The sequence below is a fragment of the Herpetosiphon geysericola genome, from assembly GCF_001306135.1.
Lineage (GTDB): Bacteria > Chloroflexota > Chloroflexia > Chloroflexales > Herpetosiphonaceae > Herpetosiphon > Herpetosiphon geysericola.
On the sequence record NZ_LGKP01000023.1, the window covers coordinates 1 to 20,090 of the forward strand.

Here is a 20,090-nt window from a genome sequence, read left to right on the forward strand (position 1 = left end):
TGCCGATTTATTTCCGACCCTGCCGCATCAAAGCCAATTCAATCGTCATGCTCGCCGCCTGTGTGGCCTGCTTGAACCATTACGCCAGTCGTGGCTCCGCTCCTGGGCAACCATTACTCGTCCGCAGGTCATTCTGGATACCAAACCGATTCCCGTGGTTGGGTATGCCCGCCCCAAAACCCGCAGCGATTTTGCTGGCAGTGCCAGCTATGGGTACTGTGTTAGCCGCAAATTGCATTATTTTGGCTATAAACTGGTCATGCTCACGACCCTGGATGGCATTCCCGTCGCCTATGATCTCGTTCCTGCCCATACCGATGAGCGAGCCGCTGCGGACGAACTACTCGACCGAATCACGAATGCCGATGTCTGGGCGGATAAAGGCTTTCTTGGTCAACAATGGCAGCAGGCGGTGCGGAACACGACTACGAATCGCATCTGGACGGCCAAACGCCACAATCAACGACGGAATCCCGCGCCATTTGATGCGCTCCTCGGGTCGATCCGTGAACGGATCGAAGGGACGTTTCATGAACTGCAAAACACCGGACGGCATGTCGAGCGCTTGTTGGCCAAAACCGTAGAAGGCTTGGCGACCCGTATTGCGAGCAAGGTGACCCATCTGGTCTTAAAAGCCGTGTTGCGTGCACGCTTTGGGATCGATGTGCTCACCTTCACCATTCTTAAAGAAGCCTAACTCACATCAAGCGTATACTTAATAATTTATTAAAGCATGGTCAAAAGCTAGTTATATTTGGCAAATCCAACAACGACCATTGAGCTAGCTCGTAGAGGTGAGTAGGGGTGCATCCCATCGCCCACATTTTCGAGGAAGAGGTGGCTTGGGTGGTCAGGGTATCAGGCCAATCGAGCCTGATTTGGCTCATGCAAGCGGTCTAAAAAACCAAATCGCCGTGGTTGACAGCATCAAGGCTGTCTGTTATAATTCGTCGCCGTATTGTAAAGAAAAAATATCATTAAAAGAGGGCGGGCAGATGCCCCTCTCTTTTTTATCGGCGGCGGACCAAACCGCCAGAAGGAGCGGCATCGTGTACGCCATTATTCGAGACCGTGGCCAACAGTATCGCGTTGAGCCAGGCCAAACATTACAAATTGCCTTGACCGACGCTGAAGATGGAAGCACTATCGAATTTAATGAAGTCTTGATGGTTGGTGGGGCTGACACCTTTGTCGGCGCTCCCTTGATCAGTGGCGCGGTTGTGAAAGCAACCGTTGGTGAAGTTGTGAAGGGCGAAAAGATCGTCGTGTTCCGCTACAAAGCAAAAGCACGCTATCGCCGCCGCACCGGCCATCGCCAAAAATACACTGAAATCACCATCAACGATATTGTAGTTCCCAACAAGTAATCTGACCGCGCGGTTGGCCCGCGTCTGAAAGGAGCCTGCAAATGGCACATAAAAAAGGTGTAGGTAGCTCGCGAAACGGGCGCGACAGCAAGCCGCAAATGCGTGGTATCAAGCGCTTCGGTGGTGAGTTGGTTCAGCCTGGTTCAATCATCGTTCGCCAATGTGGCACCAAAGTGCGCCCTGGCGCAAATGTTGGCCTTGGCCGCGATTACACCATCTACTCGATGATTGATGGTCATGTCAAATTCGAAGATTACAGCCGCACCCAAAAAATGGTGAGCGTTGTACCTGCTGAAGCTGAAGCCTAAAGCATCACCATCGAGGAGTTATCATGAAGAAGAACATTCACCCAAAATATTATCCAAATGCCAAAATTGTGGTGAACGGCGAAGAAGTGCTGATCACTGGCTCAACCAAGCCTGAATTGCGCTTGGACGTTTGGTCAGGCAACCACCCGTTCTACACCGGCGAACAACGCATCTTGGATACCGCTGGTCAAGTTGATCGCTTTATGAAGCGCTTGCAATCAAGCCAAGAAAAGCAATCAGATGCCCAACGCCGCCGCGAAGCTCGCGCTCAACAAGCTCCCAAGAAGCGCAGCCTCTACGATGAAGTCTACGGCGAAGAACCAACTTCAACCGAAGAATAAGGTTTGATCGTTGTTCTGAACTGTAAAGAGCCACGCGATACCACCAGGCTTCGCGTGGCTCTTTTGTTGCCTTGCGGCCTGCACTTCCTCTTGATGCGATAAGGAGTTCTCATGCAACGTGGTGGGATTGAAGTTGTCTGCGGCAGTATGTTTAGCGGCAAAACCGAGGAACTGATTCGCCGCGTCAAGCGTGCGCAAATTGCCCGGCAAAAAATCCAAGTGTTTAAGCCAGCCATCGATACTCGCTATTCCGATGAAGAAGTTACTTCACATAATGGCGTGCGCGTGCTGGCAACCCCAGTCCAAACTGCTGCCGATATTGCGGCGGCGATTGTGCTTGAAACAACCGTCGTGGCAATCGATGAGGTTCAGTTTTTTGACCCTGCGGTGATCGATTTGTGCGATATTTTGGCCCAACGCGGCATTCGGGTGATTGTCGCTGGCTTAGATCAAGATTTTCGCGGTGAGCCATTTGGCCCCTTGCCCATGTTGCTCGCCAAAGCAGAAGAAGTGACCAAGCTGCAAGCAATTTGTGTCATTTGTGGTCAGGCTGCTTCGCGCACTCAACGCTTGATCAACGGCCTGCCTGCCTCGTATGATGACCCAATTATTTTGGTTGGGGCGCAAGAAGCCTACGAAGCGCGCTGCCGCCGTTGCCATGAAGTGCCACGCACCATCCGCAATGGCAATCACTACAGCGAATCGGCTGTGAATAGCTAAATATGCTAGGCTTGCAGCAACAATCGCCGATGGCCTCACCAAGCCCCGATCTGGCGCTTGCCTTGGTGTCGTTTGGCGGTTACTTTGCTGCAAGCCATGTTCCTGATCAGCCAGCCTACGTTGTGCCCGAAACCGCGCTTGATCAGCTGATTCCCCTGCTACCTGCAAGTGTCTTCCCCTATCTTTCGCTCTACCCCTTTTTAGGCTTGAACGCTGTCTATTTTTGGCCAAAACCAGCCCAAGCCCGCCGTGTGTTTTGGGCCATTAGCCTGCTCAATGGGCTTGGCTCGATGCTTTTTTGTAGTGTGCGCACCACCGTGCCCCGCCCAGAACCAGCAAGCAACCGCCTGCTTGCATGGCTGTGGCGCATCGACCCGCCATACAATGCTTTGCCCAGTTTGCATACAGCATATGCGGTGGTGGTAGCGGAGGCCCATTGGCGTTTGCGCTCGCCGTGGCGCTGGCTGGTAGCGGTTTGGGCGGTGGCAATTATCATCAGCACCCTCACTACCAAACAACATCGCCTCTGGGATGTGCTTGCTGGCATGCTGCTTGCGCGCATGGTTGCAAAGCGTTTATTTGCCAATTTTTCAGCAAAACATCAGCTTTAAATTGAACGACATAATAGGTGAGCAATGGTATAATAGCCACAATGTTTAACTAGGAGAGTCTGCGGTGAATAATCAGCAGCTTAAACAAATTTACCGAATTGTTTCCATCATTCTGGTGGTAGTTTTGGTATTTTCGTTAATTGCCAGTATTTTCATCAATATCTAAGCACATTAGGCATGAGTTTGTTGATTTATAAAACTATTGTGCTGTTTGGTCGCTAGGAGTGTTTGGCATGGCAGATGAATTTTATCAAAAATATGGCCCCATGGAGCGTCGCCGCCAAAATGGCGATGTTGAGCAATACGAAGCAACTGCTCCATTGGCCGACGATCTCCCCGTTCGATCGGCTACGCCACCACGCCGTAACCGCAGCCGCATGCGGACATTTATCTGGGGCGCTGGCATTACCTTGGGCTTGGTTGGCTTGCTGTTTGGCCTAGGCTTGTGGTATCTCAACCGTACCTTTGAAGGCCGCATTTATCCAAATGTGGCGATTCAAGGCATCGATATGAGCCAAAAAACGCCTGAAGAAGCCAAAGCCTTGCTCAACGAGCAATATGCCGATTTGCTCAAGCGGCCTTTAGCCCTGAGTTTCAATGGCCAAACCTGGGAGCCTTCAGCGCAAGATGCAGGTATCAGCCTCTTGGTCGATCAAGCGGTCGATGAAGCCTATAAGCTTGGGCGCGGCGGCAATATCATCAATACCTTGCAAGCCGTCTCAGGCATTTGGCAAAATGGCTATGATATTCCATTACAAGTCACGATCGATCAAACCAAATTGGGCGAGTATCTGAGCACTGCAACCAACGATTTGATTGCTGCGCCAGTCAATGCCAATTTGATTGTGGCTGGCAATAACGCCACCATGACTCCTGCCCGTGAAGGCCGGTTGATTTTGATTGATGAAACTGCGCAAGATATTCTGACCCAGCTCCAAACCCTCTCGCCAGCTCAAGTTGTGTTGCGCACCGAAATGGTTGTGCCAACCGTGCTTGATGATGGCGTTGCTGAAGCCAAACAAACCATCGATGCTGTCTTGCAATCGCCGTTGACCTTGGTTGCTGGCGATTTGCAATGGGAATTGAGCGTTGATGATCTCCGCGCTTTGATTCGGCTCGACACCCACACCGATGCGAATGGCAACACCAAAATGGTGGCTTCATTGAACGAACAAATGATTCGCCAACGGGTCGCAAGCTTTGCCGACGAAATTGGGCGTGGTTCGGTCAATCCTCGCGTGGCGTGGGATGGTGGGGCCTTGACGATTGTGCGCGAAGGCCGTACTGGCTTGCGCCTCGATGAAGAAGCCTCAGCACTTCGAATTATCGAGCAAGCCACGATTGGCGAAACTCGTACCATCGAATTGGTGATTAAAGAAGTACAGCCCGATGTAACCGCTGAAAATCTGCATAGCTTGGGGATTGTTGAAACGGTTGGGGTCGGCCAAAGCTCCTACAAAGGCTCAGCCTCATATCGGATCACCAACATCAAAGCTGGCTCGTACTTGCTTGATGGAATCTTGATAAAGCCAGGCGAGGAATTCTCGTTCAACAATGCGGTTGGCTCAATCGACGAATCAAATGGTTTTGTCAAGGGCTATGCAATTGTTGGCAATCGCACCCAAGAAGAATGGGGCGGCGGGATTTGCCAAGATTCAACCACCTTGTTTCGGGCTGCATTCCACGCTGGTTTGCCCATTACCGAGCGCCATACCCACTCCTTCCGGATCTCGTGGTACGAAGTCTACGAACCCTATGGCATGGATGCGGCGATCTTCACTGGGGCATTAGATTTCCGTTTTGTTAACGACACTGGCAATTGGTTGTTGCTCAACACCTATGTCAACGATTCAACTGCTACCGTTACCTACGCCTTGTATGGCACTGCTCCTCAGCGCGAAGTTGTGCTCGATGGGCCATATGTTACCAAAGAATATCCTAAGCCAACCGAGCCAACCTTTATCGCTGATCCTAAAGAGCCAGTTGGGGTTTTCAATCAAACTGATACCGCGCGCGATGGTATGGATATTACGGTCTATCGCATTATTCGCCAAAATGGCCAAGTGATTTTGCGCGAGCCATTCTTTACCCACTTCAAGCCATGGCCCGACATTTTTGTGCATAATCCGGCAACGCCATTGCCGCCAAAAGGTTGTCGGCCAACCGATGCATGTGCGAAGCCGCCCACACCAACGCCGGAGCCAGCACCGCCGCAACAGCCGGAGCCAACGCCTGAACCACAACCAGAGCCAACACCTGAACTTGTGGTCCCAACGCCAAATCCCTAATGAAGAAATATCTGCTGATGTTAAGTATGGTCGCTGGATTGCTTTGCATTCCGGCGACCACGCTTGTTGCCCAAACGCCAACCAACCAAGCAACGCCAAGCCCTAGCGCTGTGCCAATTGTCGATTTGACCTTTGGTAGCTCATTGCAAGGGCGGGCGATTACTGGCACACGCTTTGGCAATGGCCCGCGCAAGCTGTTTCTGGTGTCGAACACCCATGGCGGCCCTGAAGCCAACACCTATCAATTGGCCATGGCCTTGCTTGAGCATTTTCGCCAACGCCCCAACGAAGTGCCAGCTGATGTGAGCTTGTACATCATTCCCACGGTCAATCCCGATGGCTTGGCAATTGGCACCCGCTTCAATAGCCGCAGCGTTGATCTCAACCGCAATATGGATACCAACTTCGATGCCTGCCCTGAGAACGATTGGAATCAAACGGTCGAGGGCGCGTATGGCATCGTTTCGGATACAGGCGGCGCCTTTGTCGAATCGGAATTAGAAAGCCAACTGGTGCGCGATTTGGTGCTTGATGCCTCGGCTGTGGTTTGGATTCATAGCGATGGTGGCGATGTGTTTCCAGCCTTCTGCGAGCATGCGCCGTCGATTGCCTTGGCCCAAGCGTATGCAGCAGCCAGTGGCTATCGCTACGACCGCTATTGGGGCAATTATATGATTACTGGCGGGATGCACGATTGGGCGGGTGCGTTAGGCATTGCCTCGATCACACCAGAACTATCAACTGGCGAATTGCCTGATTTTGAACAAAACTTGCGAGCTGTGCAAGCAGTGATGGCGCGCGCTGAGGAATTATTGCCCTTGGTGACGACCACGGTTGAATCGACCACTGGAATCACGATGCCAACCCTCTTGTGGCGCTACTGGCGCGCTCATGGCGGCCCTGATGTGTTTGGCTTGCCAATCTCGCCGGTGGTTGAATACGAAGGTCAACCAACGGTCTTTTTTGCTGAGCAATCCTTGAGTCTTGTGCCCAATGGCGCTGATCGTATGCAGCCAGTGGCGCGCGGCGAGGCTGGCCAAACGCTCTGGCAAGAGTATTTGCTTGATCAGCGTTCAACCAGCTATCACGTGCGCTAAGCGTGGCCAAACGATGATTGCGGCAATCAGCAAGGCTCCGATTGCCGCAATTAACACTGCGCCTGCTGCTAGATCCTTGGCGCGACCTGCAAGCGGATGATAGCTTGGCGAAACCAAATCGACCACGCTCTCAATCGCTGTGTTTACTGCTTCAAGCGCCAAAACCACCACACTAATTAATATGACTGCTAGCCATTCATTAGCGCTGATCTTCAGCAGCCAGCCTGAGCTTGCCACAACCACCACCGCCAAACAATGCACTTGGGCGTTGCGCTGGCTGCGAATTAAGATCCAAATGCCGCGAAAGGCATAGCCAAAGCCGCAGATAAATTTCCAAATCGCCTGAAACATTGGCTTCGTTCCTGTTTTTTAACGCAGAGACGCAGAGGATTATCAATCTAAAATTCCTCTGCGTTAAGACTTCTCGTTTCTATACCCTGACCCCTAGCCCCTAAACAAACGGCTCCGCTTCGCGGGTAATGCCAAGGGTTTGTAGGGCTTTTTCCTCGCGTTGGCGCATATCTTCGCGCTCCTCGTCGGTTTCGTGGTCGTAGCCAAGCAGGTGCAATGTACCATGGGCTACCAAATAGCATAATTCGCGGCGGCTCGAATGGGCGTACTCTTGGGCTTGGGCCAGCACGCGCTCATAGGAAATTGCCAAATCGCCAAGATAGGCAGCTTCATCTGCCTCAGGATCATCAAATTCATCATCATCGTAGACGCCATCGGGCACGATAAAATCATCATCATCGTCTTCGTATTCGCCAAACGAAAGCACATCGGTTGGGCGATCGATGCCGCGATATTGGCGATTGAGTTCCTGTAATTCTTGATCGTTGGTGATCCGAATGCCAATTTCCCATGTGCCAGTTTGGCCTTCGTCGTTTAACACTTGGGTCACGACCTGCTCTAGCAAACTGGTATCAAGCGTCAGATCGGCAGGCACAACTTCAATATGGGCTGTTAGTTCTAACATACCGCGTTATTTCCTTATTGGTAGGTTGGTTTATTTTGGCTGGGCTTCCCGAATCAACTTGGGATACTCAACCCGTGGATGATAGATCCCTTGCAGGGTTTTGACAAACGATTGGCGAATGGTATTCAGATCGTGCTGGGTCAGCGGCGATTGATCAAGCTGGCCGCTGGCGATCCGCATATCGATGCTTTGATTGACCACTTGGGCGATGCTCTGGCAGCCCTTAGGCGCTTGATGATCATCATCTTCGTGGCGCTCAGCGACTAGCATGCCCGATTGCTCTTTGGATCGCACGGTGGCTTCCACGCCATCAGCCAGCATCAAAATTGCAGTTTCTTTGGATTGAGGCTTGGGGCCGGGGTAGCGATAGTTGTTAATATCAACGCTGTCTTCTGCTTGCAAAGCTTGTTGATAGAAATAGCGAATCACATCGGTGCCATGATGTTCAACGATAAAATTGACAATTTGCTCAGGAATTTTATGCTGGCGCGCGATCTTCGCGCCTTCGATCACATGGTCGGCGATTAATTTGGCACTGGTTTGCGGATCAAGATTATCGTGAACATTCGAGCGATCATATTGGTTATCGGTGAAGAAGAATGGGCGTAGCATCTTGCCAATATCGTGATAATAGGCGCCAACCCTAGTCAACAAGGTATCTGCGCCAATGCGTTCTGCTGCTTGTTCGGCCAAATTGCTGACTACCACCGAATGATGATAGGTGCCTGGGGCTTCTTGCATCAAGCGCCGCAAGAGTGGCTGGTTGGGGTGGGCCAACTCCAGCAATTGCATAGGCGTAACGATGCCAGCAACCCGCCCAAGCACATTGTGCAAGGTCAATGACATCATGGCGGTAATGCCGCCGTTGAGTACGCTAAAAATCAAGGTAAACATGGTTTGTTGCCAAGTCACGCCTTGGGGCTGAATCAAGCGCCAAACCATGGCCGTGGCAAACACGCCCAGCGCAATCCAAACCCCAGCCATCATAAAGGCCATGGCGCGGTCGGCGCGGCGTATGGCGTAGATGCCGCATAAGGCTCCTGCAAAGCTAATCATGCCAACTTGCAGCGCGCCTTCGCCCAAAAACATAAGCACAATCGAAACCAAGGCCGAAACTATCAAGGCCAAATTCGTGTTAAACAGCGCCGCCAGCGGAATCGCAACAATTGCCAAGGCGAAGGTTTCGGGGAAGTTCAACCATGTGTTGATAAATACCCGCCCAAAGAGAATCGGAATCACAGTTAAAATTAGGATTACTAGCAAGGCGCGCGGCCACGTCAGCAGATTGTGCTGATCGATATACAGCGCCATGCCAAGCCCCAAGGCGACTAAGAGCGCCAAAAGTAAGCGCCCCATAAAGCCGTCAAGCCCCAATTCTGGCGTGATCAGGCCCATTTTGACCAGGATTTCGTATTGTTCTGCAGAAACTGTATCGCCTTGGCGCACAATATTTTCGCCATTCACAACATCTTTCGAGACCGATTGGACGGCGTTACGCGCGGTTTGTTGGCGGCGCTCGGTTTCTTCTTGGTTGAGCGTGCGATTGACATGCAGGGTTTGCTCGACCAAATAGAGCACAACTGCTCGCTGATCTTGCTGCAAGCTGCTCGGCAAGTTATAGGGCAAATAGCGAATTTTAATATCGGCAAGGGTTGTTTGATCAAGCGAGTAATTATTTTCGCGCAGCGTGCGATCATACAGGGCATTGGTTTGATCTTTGATTCGTTGCCAAGTATCGTCGTCGGCCTCAAGAATCGTAATCGCCAGCGTATCGGAGAGCGGCAACGATGGCAATTCGGTTAGTTGGCCTCGCTGCTGATCAAGATTGAGGCTGGGATTATCGCGAATCGAATTGATCACGCTGAAGGTTGCTTGCAGTTGCTCACGTTGCTGACCATGAATTTGGGTATCTTCGTTATAGACCAAGTTACGCGGATCATTGGCGGCTTCGCGGCGTTTAGCCTCGGTCAGCAACTGGCTTTCAAAGGTCAAATCGCGATCGGCGTTGATAGTGCGTGGGCTTGGCCGCCCAACCATAATATCTTGGTTGACGGCTGAGCGCCACGTAAAAATCACCGTCAAGATAACGGTCAGCCCGATCCCGAAGAGCACCAACACCCAATGGTGGTGATGCTCGATCAGGGATCGTAACAAGGTTTTTAAGCGATATGAACGAACTATCATGGCTTAGGCACTAAGTAATGAGCGCACAACCTCGTTGATCACGCGGCCTTCTGCTTTGCCTTTGAAGCGTTGCATAGCCGCAGGCATTACTTTGGAAAGATCGGCGATGCTGGTTGCCCCAAGCTCGGCAATAATTGCCGCAATTTCTGGCCGCAATTCATCGGCGCTGAGCATGGTAGGCAAATAGGCTTCGATCATCGCCAGTTCAACTTCTTCGCTAGCCGCCAAATCTGGGCGATTCGCTTTATTATACTCGGCCATGGCATCGCGGCGACGCTTGGCTTCTTTTTGAATGACGCCAACTGCTTCAACTTCATCAAGCTCGCGCCGAAGATCAATTTGAGCATTTTTAAGCGATGCAAGCATCATGCGAATGGTATCGAGCCGTTGTTGCTCTTTGTTGCGCATGGCATTTTTCATATCTTCTTGCAGTTGTTGTTGAATCGACATTTTTGAACCTCTTTAATAATCTGCAACTCTCATGATACATGAAAATCGCCGCAGTGTGGTATTCCCACAAGCTGCGGCGATTCGGGGTGCGTCATGCGACTTGCTTAGTTGTTGGCCTCACGAGCCATCTTTTGCAACTTACGCAGACGAGCAGCTTCCTTGCGCTTGCGTTTAACGCTAGGCTTTTCATAATGCTCACGGCGACGGGCTTCCGTCAAAATGCCATCAGCTTGCACGGCCTTGTTAAAACGGCGCAGTGCTTTGTCGATTGATTCATTTGAATCTACCGAAATGCTTGCCACTAGAATTCACCCCCTTTTATTTGGCGTTTCGTACAATCATAAAAATTGACACGTAATAACCATTATACAGCAAAAACCAAGATTGTGCTCAGCCATTGGCCTCGTAAGGCCTCCGCCTCAGGTCGGGCTAGGCTTTGGCATTAACCAAATTGATTAATGTGATTTCTGGTGCTGCCCGAAAACGCAACGGTGGCCCAGTAAAACCAAAGCCACTGTTGACATAAACCTGCGATTTACCAAGATCATAATGGCCGCGTACAAAATATTCAGCGTTGCCAACGAGCTGATCAGTCAGAATTGGCACTTGAAATTGGCCGCCATGGGTATGGCCCGACAAAATTACATCAAGCTGATAGTTGGCCACAAAATGCGGCACAATCACCGGGTTATGTACCATTGCCAAGCGCGCCACATTCTTGGGCGTGCCTTTCAAGGCCGCTTCAGGATTGATGCTCTCTGGGCTGAGGCGTGGCCCGCCGTTGCGATTATGCCGTGGATCATCAAACCCAACCAGTACCAATTGATCAGCGCCGCGCCGTAAAACCGTATGTTGATTGACCAACAAGCCTAAATCGTGGCGTTGAATTGCTTGTTTGATTGTGTCAATCTTGCCGCTGTAGTAATCGTGATTGCCCAGCACTGAATAAATGCCCTCGGGTGCACGTAGCTGGCGAAACGGTTCGGTTGCCGCATCAGCAAAGCGCGCATCCCAATCCACAAAATCGCCAGTCAAGAGCACCATATCAGGGTTAAGTTGATTAATTTGGGCCACTGCGCGGGCCAAATCGGCGCTGGTGGTGTAGGCATTGATGTGCAAATCGCTCATTTGGGCGATACGCATGCCGCGAAAGCGTTCGGGCAAATTGGCAATTGGCAAGTTCACTTCGCGCACTTGAATTTGGTATGGCTCAATCAACATCGCATAGCCAACCACGCCACCAACCAAGCCCGATTCGATCAAAAAACGCCGCCTGGTGAGTGGTTTGGCAGCAAATCTGGGGCTTGCTGGCGCGATTTCGTTGGCAATTGGGGTTGCTGGTTGCTCGCTAGGTTGGCTGATTGGCTTGCGGCGCAAGCGTTGAGCGAGCTTAATCAACTGGCCAATAATCCAACGCCGAGTGCGCACGGGCCGTAGCAGCAGCACCAGCAAGAGCGTACATGGCAGCGCCATCAACAATCGCATGCCAAATTCGGCCAGCATGTGCGGCGTGCCTTGCAAATTGCTGAGCCATTCAGCAGCGCTGAAATAGCGAATCATCAAAAACATACTAGCAATACAGCTGAGCCAGAGTAGCAACCAAAGGACTGTGTTGCCAGCCCAGCGTCCTGCTTGGTAAAGCCGCTTTGCCCAAGGATGAATCGGTTGCTTAATTGCTTGCGCCATGCCCAAATAGCTCCTGATAGCTTGTTTATATCTAGCCTACCCTGAATTGATTAACAAATCTGCAAACCTGGTGTAAGCATTTGATGAGCAATTGTTAACAGGGCAAAAATCAAAAGTCAGAAATCAGAAGGATGAGGGATGAAAGGCCAAAGGCAAAAGTCAGAAGGCAAAAAAGGAGCAACGTTTTAACGCAGAGGCGCAGAGAAGAGCTGGCTATTGGCTATTAGCTATGGGGAAGCTAATCAAACAAATCTGTGGAATCGGTGGCGAAAAAATCATCATTCATTCGTGCAATTCGTGCAATTCGTGGCTAAAATCAGCATGGGGGTCAGGGATCAGGGATCGGCAGCGAAGAATAATCATACGAATCTGTGGCAAAAAACCTTAACCTTCGCGCTCTTCGTGTTCTTCGTGGTTCCAATCCTTCGTGCGCTTCGTGGATCGTTAATCGTAAAGAGCACGAAAGATGATCCTTCGTGCTCTTCGTGGTTAGCGGATCAAAACGTTATTGCGCCAATTCCCAAGTTTCGATGTTGTAGAAATCTTGTTGGCTGGTTGGGTCGAGTTTGAAGCCGCTGATGGTTTTGCGGGCAGCCCCAACATTGATCCGTTGATACAACGGCAAGGTTGGTAAATCGCGGTTGAAAATTTGTTGGGCTTGGCTGAGCAATGGCAAGCGGTTTGCCCGTTCGACGATGCTTTGGCTTTCGAGCGCCACTTTATCGTAATCTGGGTTACAGTAGCCAGTGTTGTTTTGGCCAGCGTAGCCGTTTTCGGCGGTTGGCACTTGGCTGCACAAATACAATGGGGTTGATGGCTCAGGGCCGCTGACCCATGCATACAAGGCCAAATCGTAGCGCCGACCAGCTAAGATACCTTCCGAACCATTTTTGAACAATGAATCGGTGCCAGGTACAAACTGCAATTCAGCATCGATCCCAACATCGCGCAAGTATTCTTGCACCAATTGAGCGACTGCTTGGCGGGTATCGTTGCCTTCGGTGGTGAAGAATTCGACTTTGAATGGTTGGCCATCTTTGACCAAAATACCATCATCGCCAGCAACCCAGCCTGCTTCTTTTAGCAATTCAATCGCCTTGCTTGGATTAAAATCGTAGTTGTTGATGGCGCTTGCATCGCTGGGGTAAGCCCAGTGATCTTCGGGCATGAAGCTGTTCATGGCCACAGTTTTGCCAAACAAAATCTGGTCGATAATTTCTTGGCGATTGATAGCATAGGCAGCTGCTTGGCGCACTTTGGGGTCAGCAAACGGCGTTGCAATCCCATCGCCACGCTCAACTGCAAAGTCGATATGTTCCCAGACCGTGGCTGGCACATATTGAATATCAAATTCGTTGCCAGTTTGCAATTCATCAAGTGATGGCGCTTGAGCTAAGGATAAGCCAATTTGGCCGACCACATCGATTTCGCCTGATTGCAATTGTTGCAAAATTTGATCTTCGTTGGTGACGAATTTATAAATCACATTGGTAATCTTGGGCAAGCCTTGTTTTGCGCCCCAATAATTTGGGTTCGTGCTCAGCACAACCCGCTCTTGTGGCACGTATTCATCGATTTTGTAGGCGCCATAGGCCAATGGTTTGCTCGCATACTCGCTGCCACCAATGGTTGCTGCATCAACATTGCCAAGCACGTGCTTTGGCTCAGGGCCAAGCGCGCCGCCTGCATAATTCAAGAAATAAGTTGAATCTTGATAGCCAGGCAAGCCATACCACGAGAAGGTTTGATCATCGACCTTTTCGTATTTGGCGGTGTGCTCGATGGTAAAGCGGCTGGCGACCTTGGTGCCTGGGTTGGCATACAACTCAGCTGCAAACAAGAAGTCGTCGGCAGTTACTGGCGTGCCATCTTCCCACGCAATGCCATCAACCAACTTCCAAGTTACTTTGACTTGGGGCAATTCGATTGGCCCGGTCAAAATGCTGGTATCAGTTACGATTTCATTATTGAGCACGAATGGGCCAGTGTAGCTTTCGTCGATGGTGACGGTTTCTTCAACGGCGCCACCATTTTCGAAGGTTGGTAATTCGCTAAAACAGACTGGCTGATAATCGTAGCTTAAGGTTGTAATACAAACTGGTTGCACCGAGTTCAAAACTTGGGTGGTGGCGCTTGATTGCGATTCCATCCCAAACAGCGTATCTGGCGATTGGCTCATGCCAATAATCACCGTGCCATCGCTGCTTGGTTGCGCCCCAGTATCAGTACCTGGCTCGACCACCGCCGTTGGGTTTGTGCTGCCAGTTGTAGGTTGCGTGGTGCTGGTGCCGCTTCCGCAGGCTGCCAAAATCGCGCCAGTAAGCACGATGGCGGCTAAGCGTTTGCTTCGTTCGAACATGACTGGAATCCTCTTTCCTGTATCCAAAAACGAGCAGGCTAAAAACGAAAAAAGCTGCGCGTGCGTCTTCCCGGAACGCATGCCTCGCTTTTTTTCGCTGTGGCCTGTTTTGTTGAGCAGGTATTGCTACCTGACCATGAATGCACATTGGTTGTGCAAGCTCAAGATGTTGCATTCCCTAAAACTATAGCAGGTTTCATAGTTTTATGCAAATATGCGGTTTCTGTGATATTTATAGGCTAAAAAGCTCAAAATTTCATTAATATTTATGCTTAATTCAGCATATCAGCTGCTGATTTTATTTAAAGCCTCGAGCAACTGGCGCAAAACGACTTCCCAATTATCGCGCAGCACCCGCCGATCAAGCCGGGCCAATTGTGGGCCAATCACCACGCCACGCGGCGATTCGCGCTGAAGTTGCTCGCGATCGAGATAAACGCTCTTGGGCAGGCGCACGGTAATTTCGTTATCATCGGAGATAATCGAAACCACGCCCGCTTGCAAGGCCAAAACTTTGAGCGTCAATAAATCAAGCAGGCGTGCTGCTGGCTCAGGCACTGGCCCAAAGCGATCTTCTAGCTCTTGGCGTAGCATGCGAATGTCGCGGGTCGAGCGGGCCTCGGCAATATGTTGGTAAACGCGCAAACGCAGCGGCTCATCGTCGACATAATTTTGCGGCAGATAGGCATTAATCGGCAGGTCGATGCTGACCATTGCATCGGGCAATACTGGATCTTCAGCATCGCTGCTAAAACCACTACGTGCTGAAACCACCGCCGCCCGCCGGAGCGCTTCGACGGCACGCGCCCGTTGGGCTTTTTGCTCGCCTGACTTTTGGGTTTGGCCGCGTTTGCGCTCCTCGCGCACCCGCTCGACTGCCTGCGAGAGCAAGCGCGAGTAGAGATCAAAGCCAATTGTGGTGATATTGCCCGATTGCTCTGCGCCTAACAAGTTACCAGTGCCACGGATTTCAAGATCGCGCATGGCGATCCGGAATCCAGCGCCCAACTCGGTTGCCTCTTGAATTGCCTCAAGCCGCTTTTGCGCTTCTTCATTCATAGATTTGGTTGGATTGTAGAACATATAGGCGTAGCCACGCTGAGTTGAGCGGCCAACCCGCCCGCGTAGTTGATACAATTGGGCCAAGCCATAGGTCGTCGCATCGTCAATAATCATCGTATTGGCGCTTGGCACGTCGATGCCACTTTCGATAATTGTGGTACACACAAAAACATCAAACATGCCTTCGAAAAATTGCAGGATAACTTTTTCCAGCGCTTTTTCGGGCATCTGGCCATGGCCAACGCCGATGCGGGCTTCGGGCACTAATTTTTGAATGCGATTGGCAACAGTGTAAATTGATTGAACCCGATTATGCACAAAGTAGGCTTGGCCATTGCGCCCCAACTCGCGCAGAATCGCATCGCGCACCAACATTTCGTTGTAGGGCTGCACATAGGTTTTGATCGGCATACGATCATCTGGTGGCGTGTCGATGACGCTGAGATCACGAATACCCGACAAGGCCATGTGCATCGTGCGCGGAATTGGCGTAGCGGTCAGCGTCAGCACATCAATTTCATGACGTAGGCGTTTCAGCTGTTCCTTATGCTTGACCCCAAAGCGCTGTTCTTCGTCGATAATGACTAAGCCAAGCTGCTTAAAATGCAAATCGTTGGATAAAATCCGGTGTGTACCAACCACAATATCGACTTCGCCCTTGGCGATGCGTTCGATAATTGCTTTTTGCTGGGTTGGCGAGCGAAAGCGCGAAAGCATTTCGATGCGCACAGGAAACATCTGCATGCGCCGCGAGAAGGTTTCAAAATGTTGTTGCGCCAGCACCGTGGTTGGCACCAGTACGGCAACTTGGCGGCCATCTTGCACCGCTTTGAAGGCGGCGCGGAGGGCAACTTCGGTTTTGCCAAAGCCCACATCGCCACAGATCAGCCGATCCATTGGGCGGGTGTTCTCCATATCGCTCTTGACATCTTCGATCGCCCGCAATTGATCGTCGGTTTCGGTGTAGGGAAAACTATCTTCCAGTTCGCGTTGCCACGAGGTGTCGCTGCTGTAGGCAAATCCCTCAACCAACTGGCGTGCAGCGTAGAGATCAAGCAATTCGGTAGCAAGCTCTTCGACATCAGCACGCACTTTGCGCTTGGCTCGCTCCCAATCCGACGTGCCCAAGCGCGTGAGGGTTGGTTTGCCTTCGCCAGCACCAATGTAGCGCGAAACTCGATCAACTTGATCGACAGGCACATACAATTTATCGCCAGAAGCGTAGCGCAAGACCAAAAACTCACGTTCAGCACCGCTGGCCTCAATCCGTGATAAGCCTTCGTATTGGGCGATGCCATGCTCGATATGCACCACATAATCGCCAACTTTGAGCGATTGCAAAAACGCCGTGCGATCGCTTTCGCTGCGCTGTTTGCGGGCGCGCGTTGAAATTGCCCGCCGTGGTTGCCAGCCAAATATCTCGCTATCGCTGAGCAAGGTCAGGCGTAAGGGATCGCTGCTAAAGCCACCAGATAGGTTGCCATGGCGAATAATAATCGTACCACTTTGGAAAGCTGGGTCATCAACATCGGGGCCATCTTCTTCGCCGATGAGCGCTAAATTATGCTCGCTGGCCAATTCGCGCAAGCGGCTAGCTTGGGGCGAAACTAGCACGACCCGTTCGCCACCAACCAAGCGTTCGCGCAAATCTTCAAACAAGCGATCAGTTTGGCCGCCATACGATGGCGCTTGGCTGAAGGTATTAATTTCGCGTATAAAGGCATCGCTTTGATCATCGGCGATTGGCTGATTGCTTAGATTGAGGCAGCTCCAACGTTGAATTGCTTTGCGAATAAACGTCCAAGCAATTAATGGAAAGGGAAAATCTGCTGGTAATTCGTTATTTTCAACTTGGGTCGCGCGTACCTGGTCGGCATGGCTTTGCAGTTCGATGCCTTGGGCGTTCAATTCATGCTCTTCCGAGAGCAGCACCACTGCTGAGCTTGGCAAATGTTGCCATAAACCAGCTTCAACCGCTTCGTGCGGTGTGCGAAAGAACGGCGCATAAAATGCCCGACCTTCAAAGCGTTGGCCTGTTTCGAGATGTTCGCGGGCGGTGGCCCATTCATGTTGGACTTCGCGGCGCAAACTAGCAATTTGCAATTGATCGATGCGTTTGACCGCCTCGTTACGGCGCCAAAACGGAATTTCGTGGGCTGGGCTGATTTGAATTTGGCGCACTCGCTTGTCGGAGCGTTGCGAAATTGGGTCGTAAATCCGCAAACTTTCAAGCTGATCATCCCAAAATTCAAGCCGAATTGGACGCTCGCTGGTTGGCGGAAAAATATCGATAATCCCGCCACGCTGGCTGAGGTCGCCTGGCTGTTCGGCGGTTGGGCCAACGCGATAGCCCAAACTGACCCAGTGGGCCAATAATTTTCGTGGATCATGCTGGTCGCCTTGGCGCAATAGGCGGGTGGCAAAACCAAACTCCTCGGGAGTCATTGTTGGTTGCATTAATGCCTTGACCGAGGCTACCACACAGACGCTTTCGCCTGCATGCAAACGGCCTAGCACCGCCAAGCGTTGAGCCACAATCCCAATATCTGCCGACATATGCTCATAGGGCAAGGTATCGGTTGGCGGGAAAAGCAGCACATTTTCACCGAGCCATGCGGTGAGGTCGGCGTGCATGCGCACTGCTGCATCGGGTGTGGCGGCAATTAAGAGGCTACTGCGCGCCTGAAGCGTGGCAATGGCCGCTACAACCCGCCGTGCTGCGCTTGGCACAGGCGTGATAGTGAGGGTTGTATTGGGTTTGGCTGCTGCCAGAGCCGCTTTAAGCTGTGGCTCATTTGCCAGAAGCACCTGAATATCTGCTAATACGCTATCTGCATGATCTGTCATTGTGTACGCCACCGCTTAAACAATTCAAATATTGCTATTGTACCCTAGTCAAAAGGCAGAAGCAAAGGATGAAGGATGAGGGATGAAGGCAGAAGTCAAAAATCAGAAGTCAAAAAGAACAGAGAACAGAGAGCATAGAACATAGGGGTAAAGTCAAAAGCCCAAAGCCAATAGCCAGCATTAGGGTAATTGGTGGCTAAATAGTTGAGCATATGATTAAATTTGTATGTTCTATGTTCTATGCTCTCTGTTCTTCGTGTTCTTCGTGGTTAAAAAATCGCTAGGAGTTGAATGATGCCAATTGATGGCTATGCATTAATGGCCCGCACGTTTCAGCAGCTTGCGCCGATTCCACCTGCGCAGATGCAGGCCTGTTTGCGCTTGTTCAAGCCGCGTTTTTTGGATGCAGAGCAGGTTTGGTTGCATGCTGGTGAGGCGACCGACCAAGTTGGATTTTTGGTCGATGGCTTGCTGCGTTTCTACTATTTAACCGCCGATGGCCTAGAATGGACGAAATCGTTTTGCCTGGCTGGCGATTTGATCGGTGGCTATCGAGCGTTGTTGCTGAATGAGCCATGCCAATTTACGATCGAAACCCTCTTGCCAAGCCATTATTTAGTTGCCAAGTATGCAGATTTTGCTGGCTTGGTCAACCAACATCCATGTTGGGATCACCTCTTGCGGCGGGTGGCCGAAAGCTTATTTATCAAAAAAGAACAACGTGAAAGCAGCCTATTGCTCGATGATGCGACAACTCGCTATCAACGCTTTTTGGTTGATTTCTCGGCGGTGGCTGGCGTTATTAAGCAATATCATATTGCCTCGTATTTGGGCATTACGCCAGTCAGTTTAAGCCGCATTCGGCGCCAATTACGGGCTGATTAACCTATGATAATGCATTGCAACTTTGAACCCGCTAGAGTATTCGCAGGAATTTAGCTAGCGAGGTAGTTTCGATGCACACCACAGGCCACATAGTGTTGATTACTGGCGGCGCGGCAGGGATTGGGCGGGCGTTGGCGTTGCGTTTTGCTCAAGCAGGCAATCAGGTTATTGTTGTTGGCCGCGATGCGCAAAAATTGGCCGAACTTAAGGCTTTGCAGCCAACGATCAGCACAATTCAGGCCGATTTGGCGCAAGCAAGCGAGCGTCAGCATTTGGCTGATCAGGTTCCTGCGTTATCGATCCTGATCAACAATGCAGGCGTGCAATATCATGGCGATTTAGTTGAGCAGCAATCTGCCCAGGTTGATCGTGATCAGGAAATTGCCATTAATTTAACTGCGCCGATCGATTTGATTCAGCGGTTTTTGCCCAAACTTCAGCAGCAGCCCGAAGCGGCGATCATCAATGTGTCATCTGGCTTGGCCTTGGTTCCCAAGCAGCAAGCGCCAATTTATTGTGCTACCAAAGCTGGAATCCATATTTTTACCAAGGCGCTGCGCTGGCAACTAGAACAAACTCAGGTGCGGGTGTTTGAAATTATTCCGCCGCTGGTTGATACGGCGATGACGGCGGGGCGCGGCAAGGGCAAAATCAGCCCAGAGGCCTTGGTTGAGGAGTTTTGGCGAGGGTTTAGCCGTGATAGATATCAGTTGGCGATTGGCCAAGTTAAACTTTTAATCCAACTTCAGCGCTTTTTGCCCCGCGTGGCCGATCGATTAATGCGCTATGGGCGCTAGGCGATGCCCTCACGCTCCTATTTCGAGGGTAGAAATTAATCGAGTTAGACAGCAACATGCGTGATCATCACCCTTCCGTCCCGCCGCAAGGCGGGAAACGCAGGGGGATTAA

At 51.1% G+C, this 20,090-nt stretch carries 18 protein-coding genes; 10 read left to right on the plus strand and 8 right to left on the minus strand.

Going from position 1 to position 20,090, the window contains the following annotated elements; translation table 11 throughout:
- The 8 genes from SE18_RS15385 to SE18_RS15420 form a co-directional block, all read left to right on the plus strand.
- Positions 1–697 (plus strand): IS982 family transposase (locus SE18_RS15385; protein WP_054532803.1); only part of this gene is annotated, 697 nt, incomplete at its 5' end.
- 352 nt (positions 698–1,049) lie between these two features.
- The gene (gene rplU, locus SE18_RS15390; protein WP_054535362.1) at positions 1,050–1,367 is read left to right on the plus strand and encodes a 50S ribosomal protein L21; all 318 of its coding nucleotides are present in this window, start codon (positions 1,050–1,052) and stop codon (positions 1,365–1,367) included.
- 41 nt (positions 1,368–1,408) lie between these two features.
- Positions 1,409–1,675, plus strand: coding sequence for a 50S ribosomal protein L27 (gene rpmA, locus SE18_RS15395; protein WP_012190209.1), 267 nt, complete (start codon positions 1,409–1,411; stop codon positions 1,673–1,675).
- Positions 1,676–1,698: 23 nt separating this feature from the next.
- Positions 1,699–2,016 (plus strand): 50S ribosomal protein L31, encoded by a 318-nt coding sequence (gene rpmE / locus SE18_RS15400; protein WP_054535363.1) that lies wholly within the window; start codon positions 1,699–1,701, stop codon positions 2,014–2,016.
- A gap of 111 nt (positions 2,017–2,127) precedes the next feature.
- Positions 2,128–2,736, plus strand: a complete 609-nt coding sequence (locus SE18_RS15405) for a thymidine kinase (RefSeq protein ID WP_054535364.1) — start codon at positions 2,128–2,130, stop codon at positions 2,734–2,736.
- Positions 2,737–2,738: 2 nt separating this feature from the next.
- Positions 2,739–3,347, plus strand: a complete 609-nt coding sequence (locus SE18_RS15410; RefSeq protein WP_054535365.1) for a phosphatase PAP2 family protein — start codon at positions 2,739–2,741, stop codon at positions 3,345–3,347.
- A gap of 233 nt (positions 3,348–3,580) precedes the next feature.
- A complete protein-coding gene (locus SE18_RS15415; protein WP_054535366.1) occupies positions 3,581–5,635 on the plus strand; it encodes a VanW family protein in 2,055 nt (684 codons plus the stop codon).
- 17 nt (positions 5,636–5,652) lie between these two features.
- The gene (locus SE18_RS15420; RefSeq protein ID WP_054535367.1) at positions 5,653–6,732 is read left to right on the plus strand and encodes a M14 family metallopeptidase; all 1,080 of its coding nucleotides are present in this window, start codon (positions 5,653–5,655) and stop codon (positions 6,730–6,732) included.
- On the opposite strand, the gene SE18_RS15425 is transcribed toward SE18_RS15420, so the two are convergent.
- The 8 genes from SE18_RS15425 to mfd all read right to left on the minus strand — a co-directional run bounded on the left by SE18_RS15425 (position 6,709) and on the right by mfd (position 18,296).
- Positions 6,709–7,083 (minus strand): diacylglycerol kinase family protein, encoded by a 375-nt coding sequence (locus SE18_RS15425; RefSeq protein WP_054535368.1) that lies wholly within the window; start codon positions 7,081–7,083, stop codon positions 6,709–6,711. The two genes, SE18_RS15420 and SE18_RS15425, sit on opposite strands and share 24 nt — an antisense overlap.
- Positions 7,084–7,183: 100 nt before the next feature.
- On the minus strand, positions 7,184–7,708 hold the full coding sequence (gene ybeY, locus SE18_RS15430) for an rRNA maturation RNase YbeY (protein WP_054535369.1): 525 nt from the start codon (positions 7,706–7,708) through the stop codon (positions 7,184–7,186).
- A 30-nt stretch (positions 7,709–7,738) separates the two neighbouring features.
- Positions 7,739–9,892 (minus strand): HD family phosphohydrolase, encoded by a 2,154-nt coding sequence (locus SE18_RS15435; protein WP_054535370.1) that lies wholly within the window; start codon positions 9,890–9,892, stop codon positions 7,739–7,741.
- Positions 9,893–9,895: 3 nt separating this feature from the next.
- Entirely contained in the window at positions 9,896–10,342 is a 447-nt protein-coding gene (locus SE18_RS15440; RefSeq protein ID WP_054535371.1) for a GatB/YqeY domain-containing protein, read from the minus strand.
- 104 nt (positions 10,343–10,446) lie between these two features.
- Positions 10,447–10,644, minus strand: a complete 198-nt coding sequence (rpsU, locus tag SE18_RS15445; protein ID WP_012190199.1) for a 30S ribosomal protein S21 — start codon at positions 10,642–10,644, stop codon at positions 10,447–10,449.
- 127 nt (positions 10,645–10,771) lie between these two features.
- Positions 10,772–12,028, minus strand: a complete 1,257-nt coding sequence (locus tag SE18_RS15450; RefSeq protein WP_054535372.1) for a metallophosphoesterase — start codon at positions 12,026–12,028, stop codon at positions 10,772–10,774.
- Positions 12,029–12,533: 505 nt separating this feature from the next.
- Positions 12,534–14,387: a peptide ABC transporter substrate-binding protein gene (locus SE18_RS15455; RefSeq protein WP_054535373.1), complete on the minus strand. Its 1,854-nt coding sequence runs from the start codon at positions 14,385–14,387 to the stop codon at positions 12,534–12,536.
- 285 nt (positions 14,388–14,672) lie between these two features.
- A complete protein-coding gene (gene mfd, locus SE18_RS15460) occupies positions 14,673–18,296 on the minus strand; it encodes a transcription-repair coupling factor (RefSeq protein WP_054535374.1) in 3,624 nt (1,207 codons plus the stop codon).
- A gap of 291 nt (positions 18,297–18,587) precedes the next feature.
- Between mfd and SE18_RS15465 the strand changes: the two genes are divergently transcribed.
- Together SE18_RS15465 and SE18_RS15470 are read left to right on the plus strand one after the other, a co-directional pair.
- Entirely contained in the window at positions 18,588–19,181 is a 594-nt protein-coding gene (locus tag SE18_RS15465) for a Crp/Fnr family transcriptional regulator (RefSeq protein WP_083469935.1), read from the plus strand.
- 71 nt (positions 19,182–19,252) lie between these two features.
- Positions 19,253–19,978 (plus strand): SDR family oxidoreductase, encoded by a 726-nt coding sequence (locus tag SE18_RS15470; RefSeq protein WP_054535376.1) that lies wholly within the window; start codon positions 19,253–19,255, stop codon positions 19,976–19,978.
- The last annotated feature ends 112 nt before the right edge of the window (positions 19,979–20,090 follow it).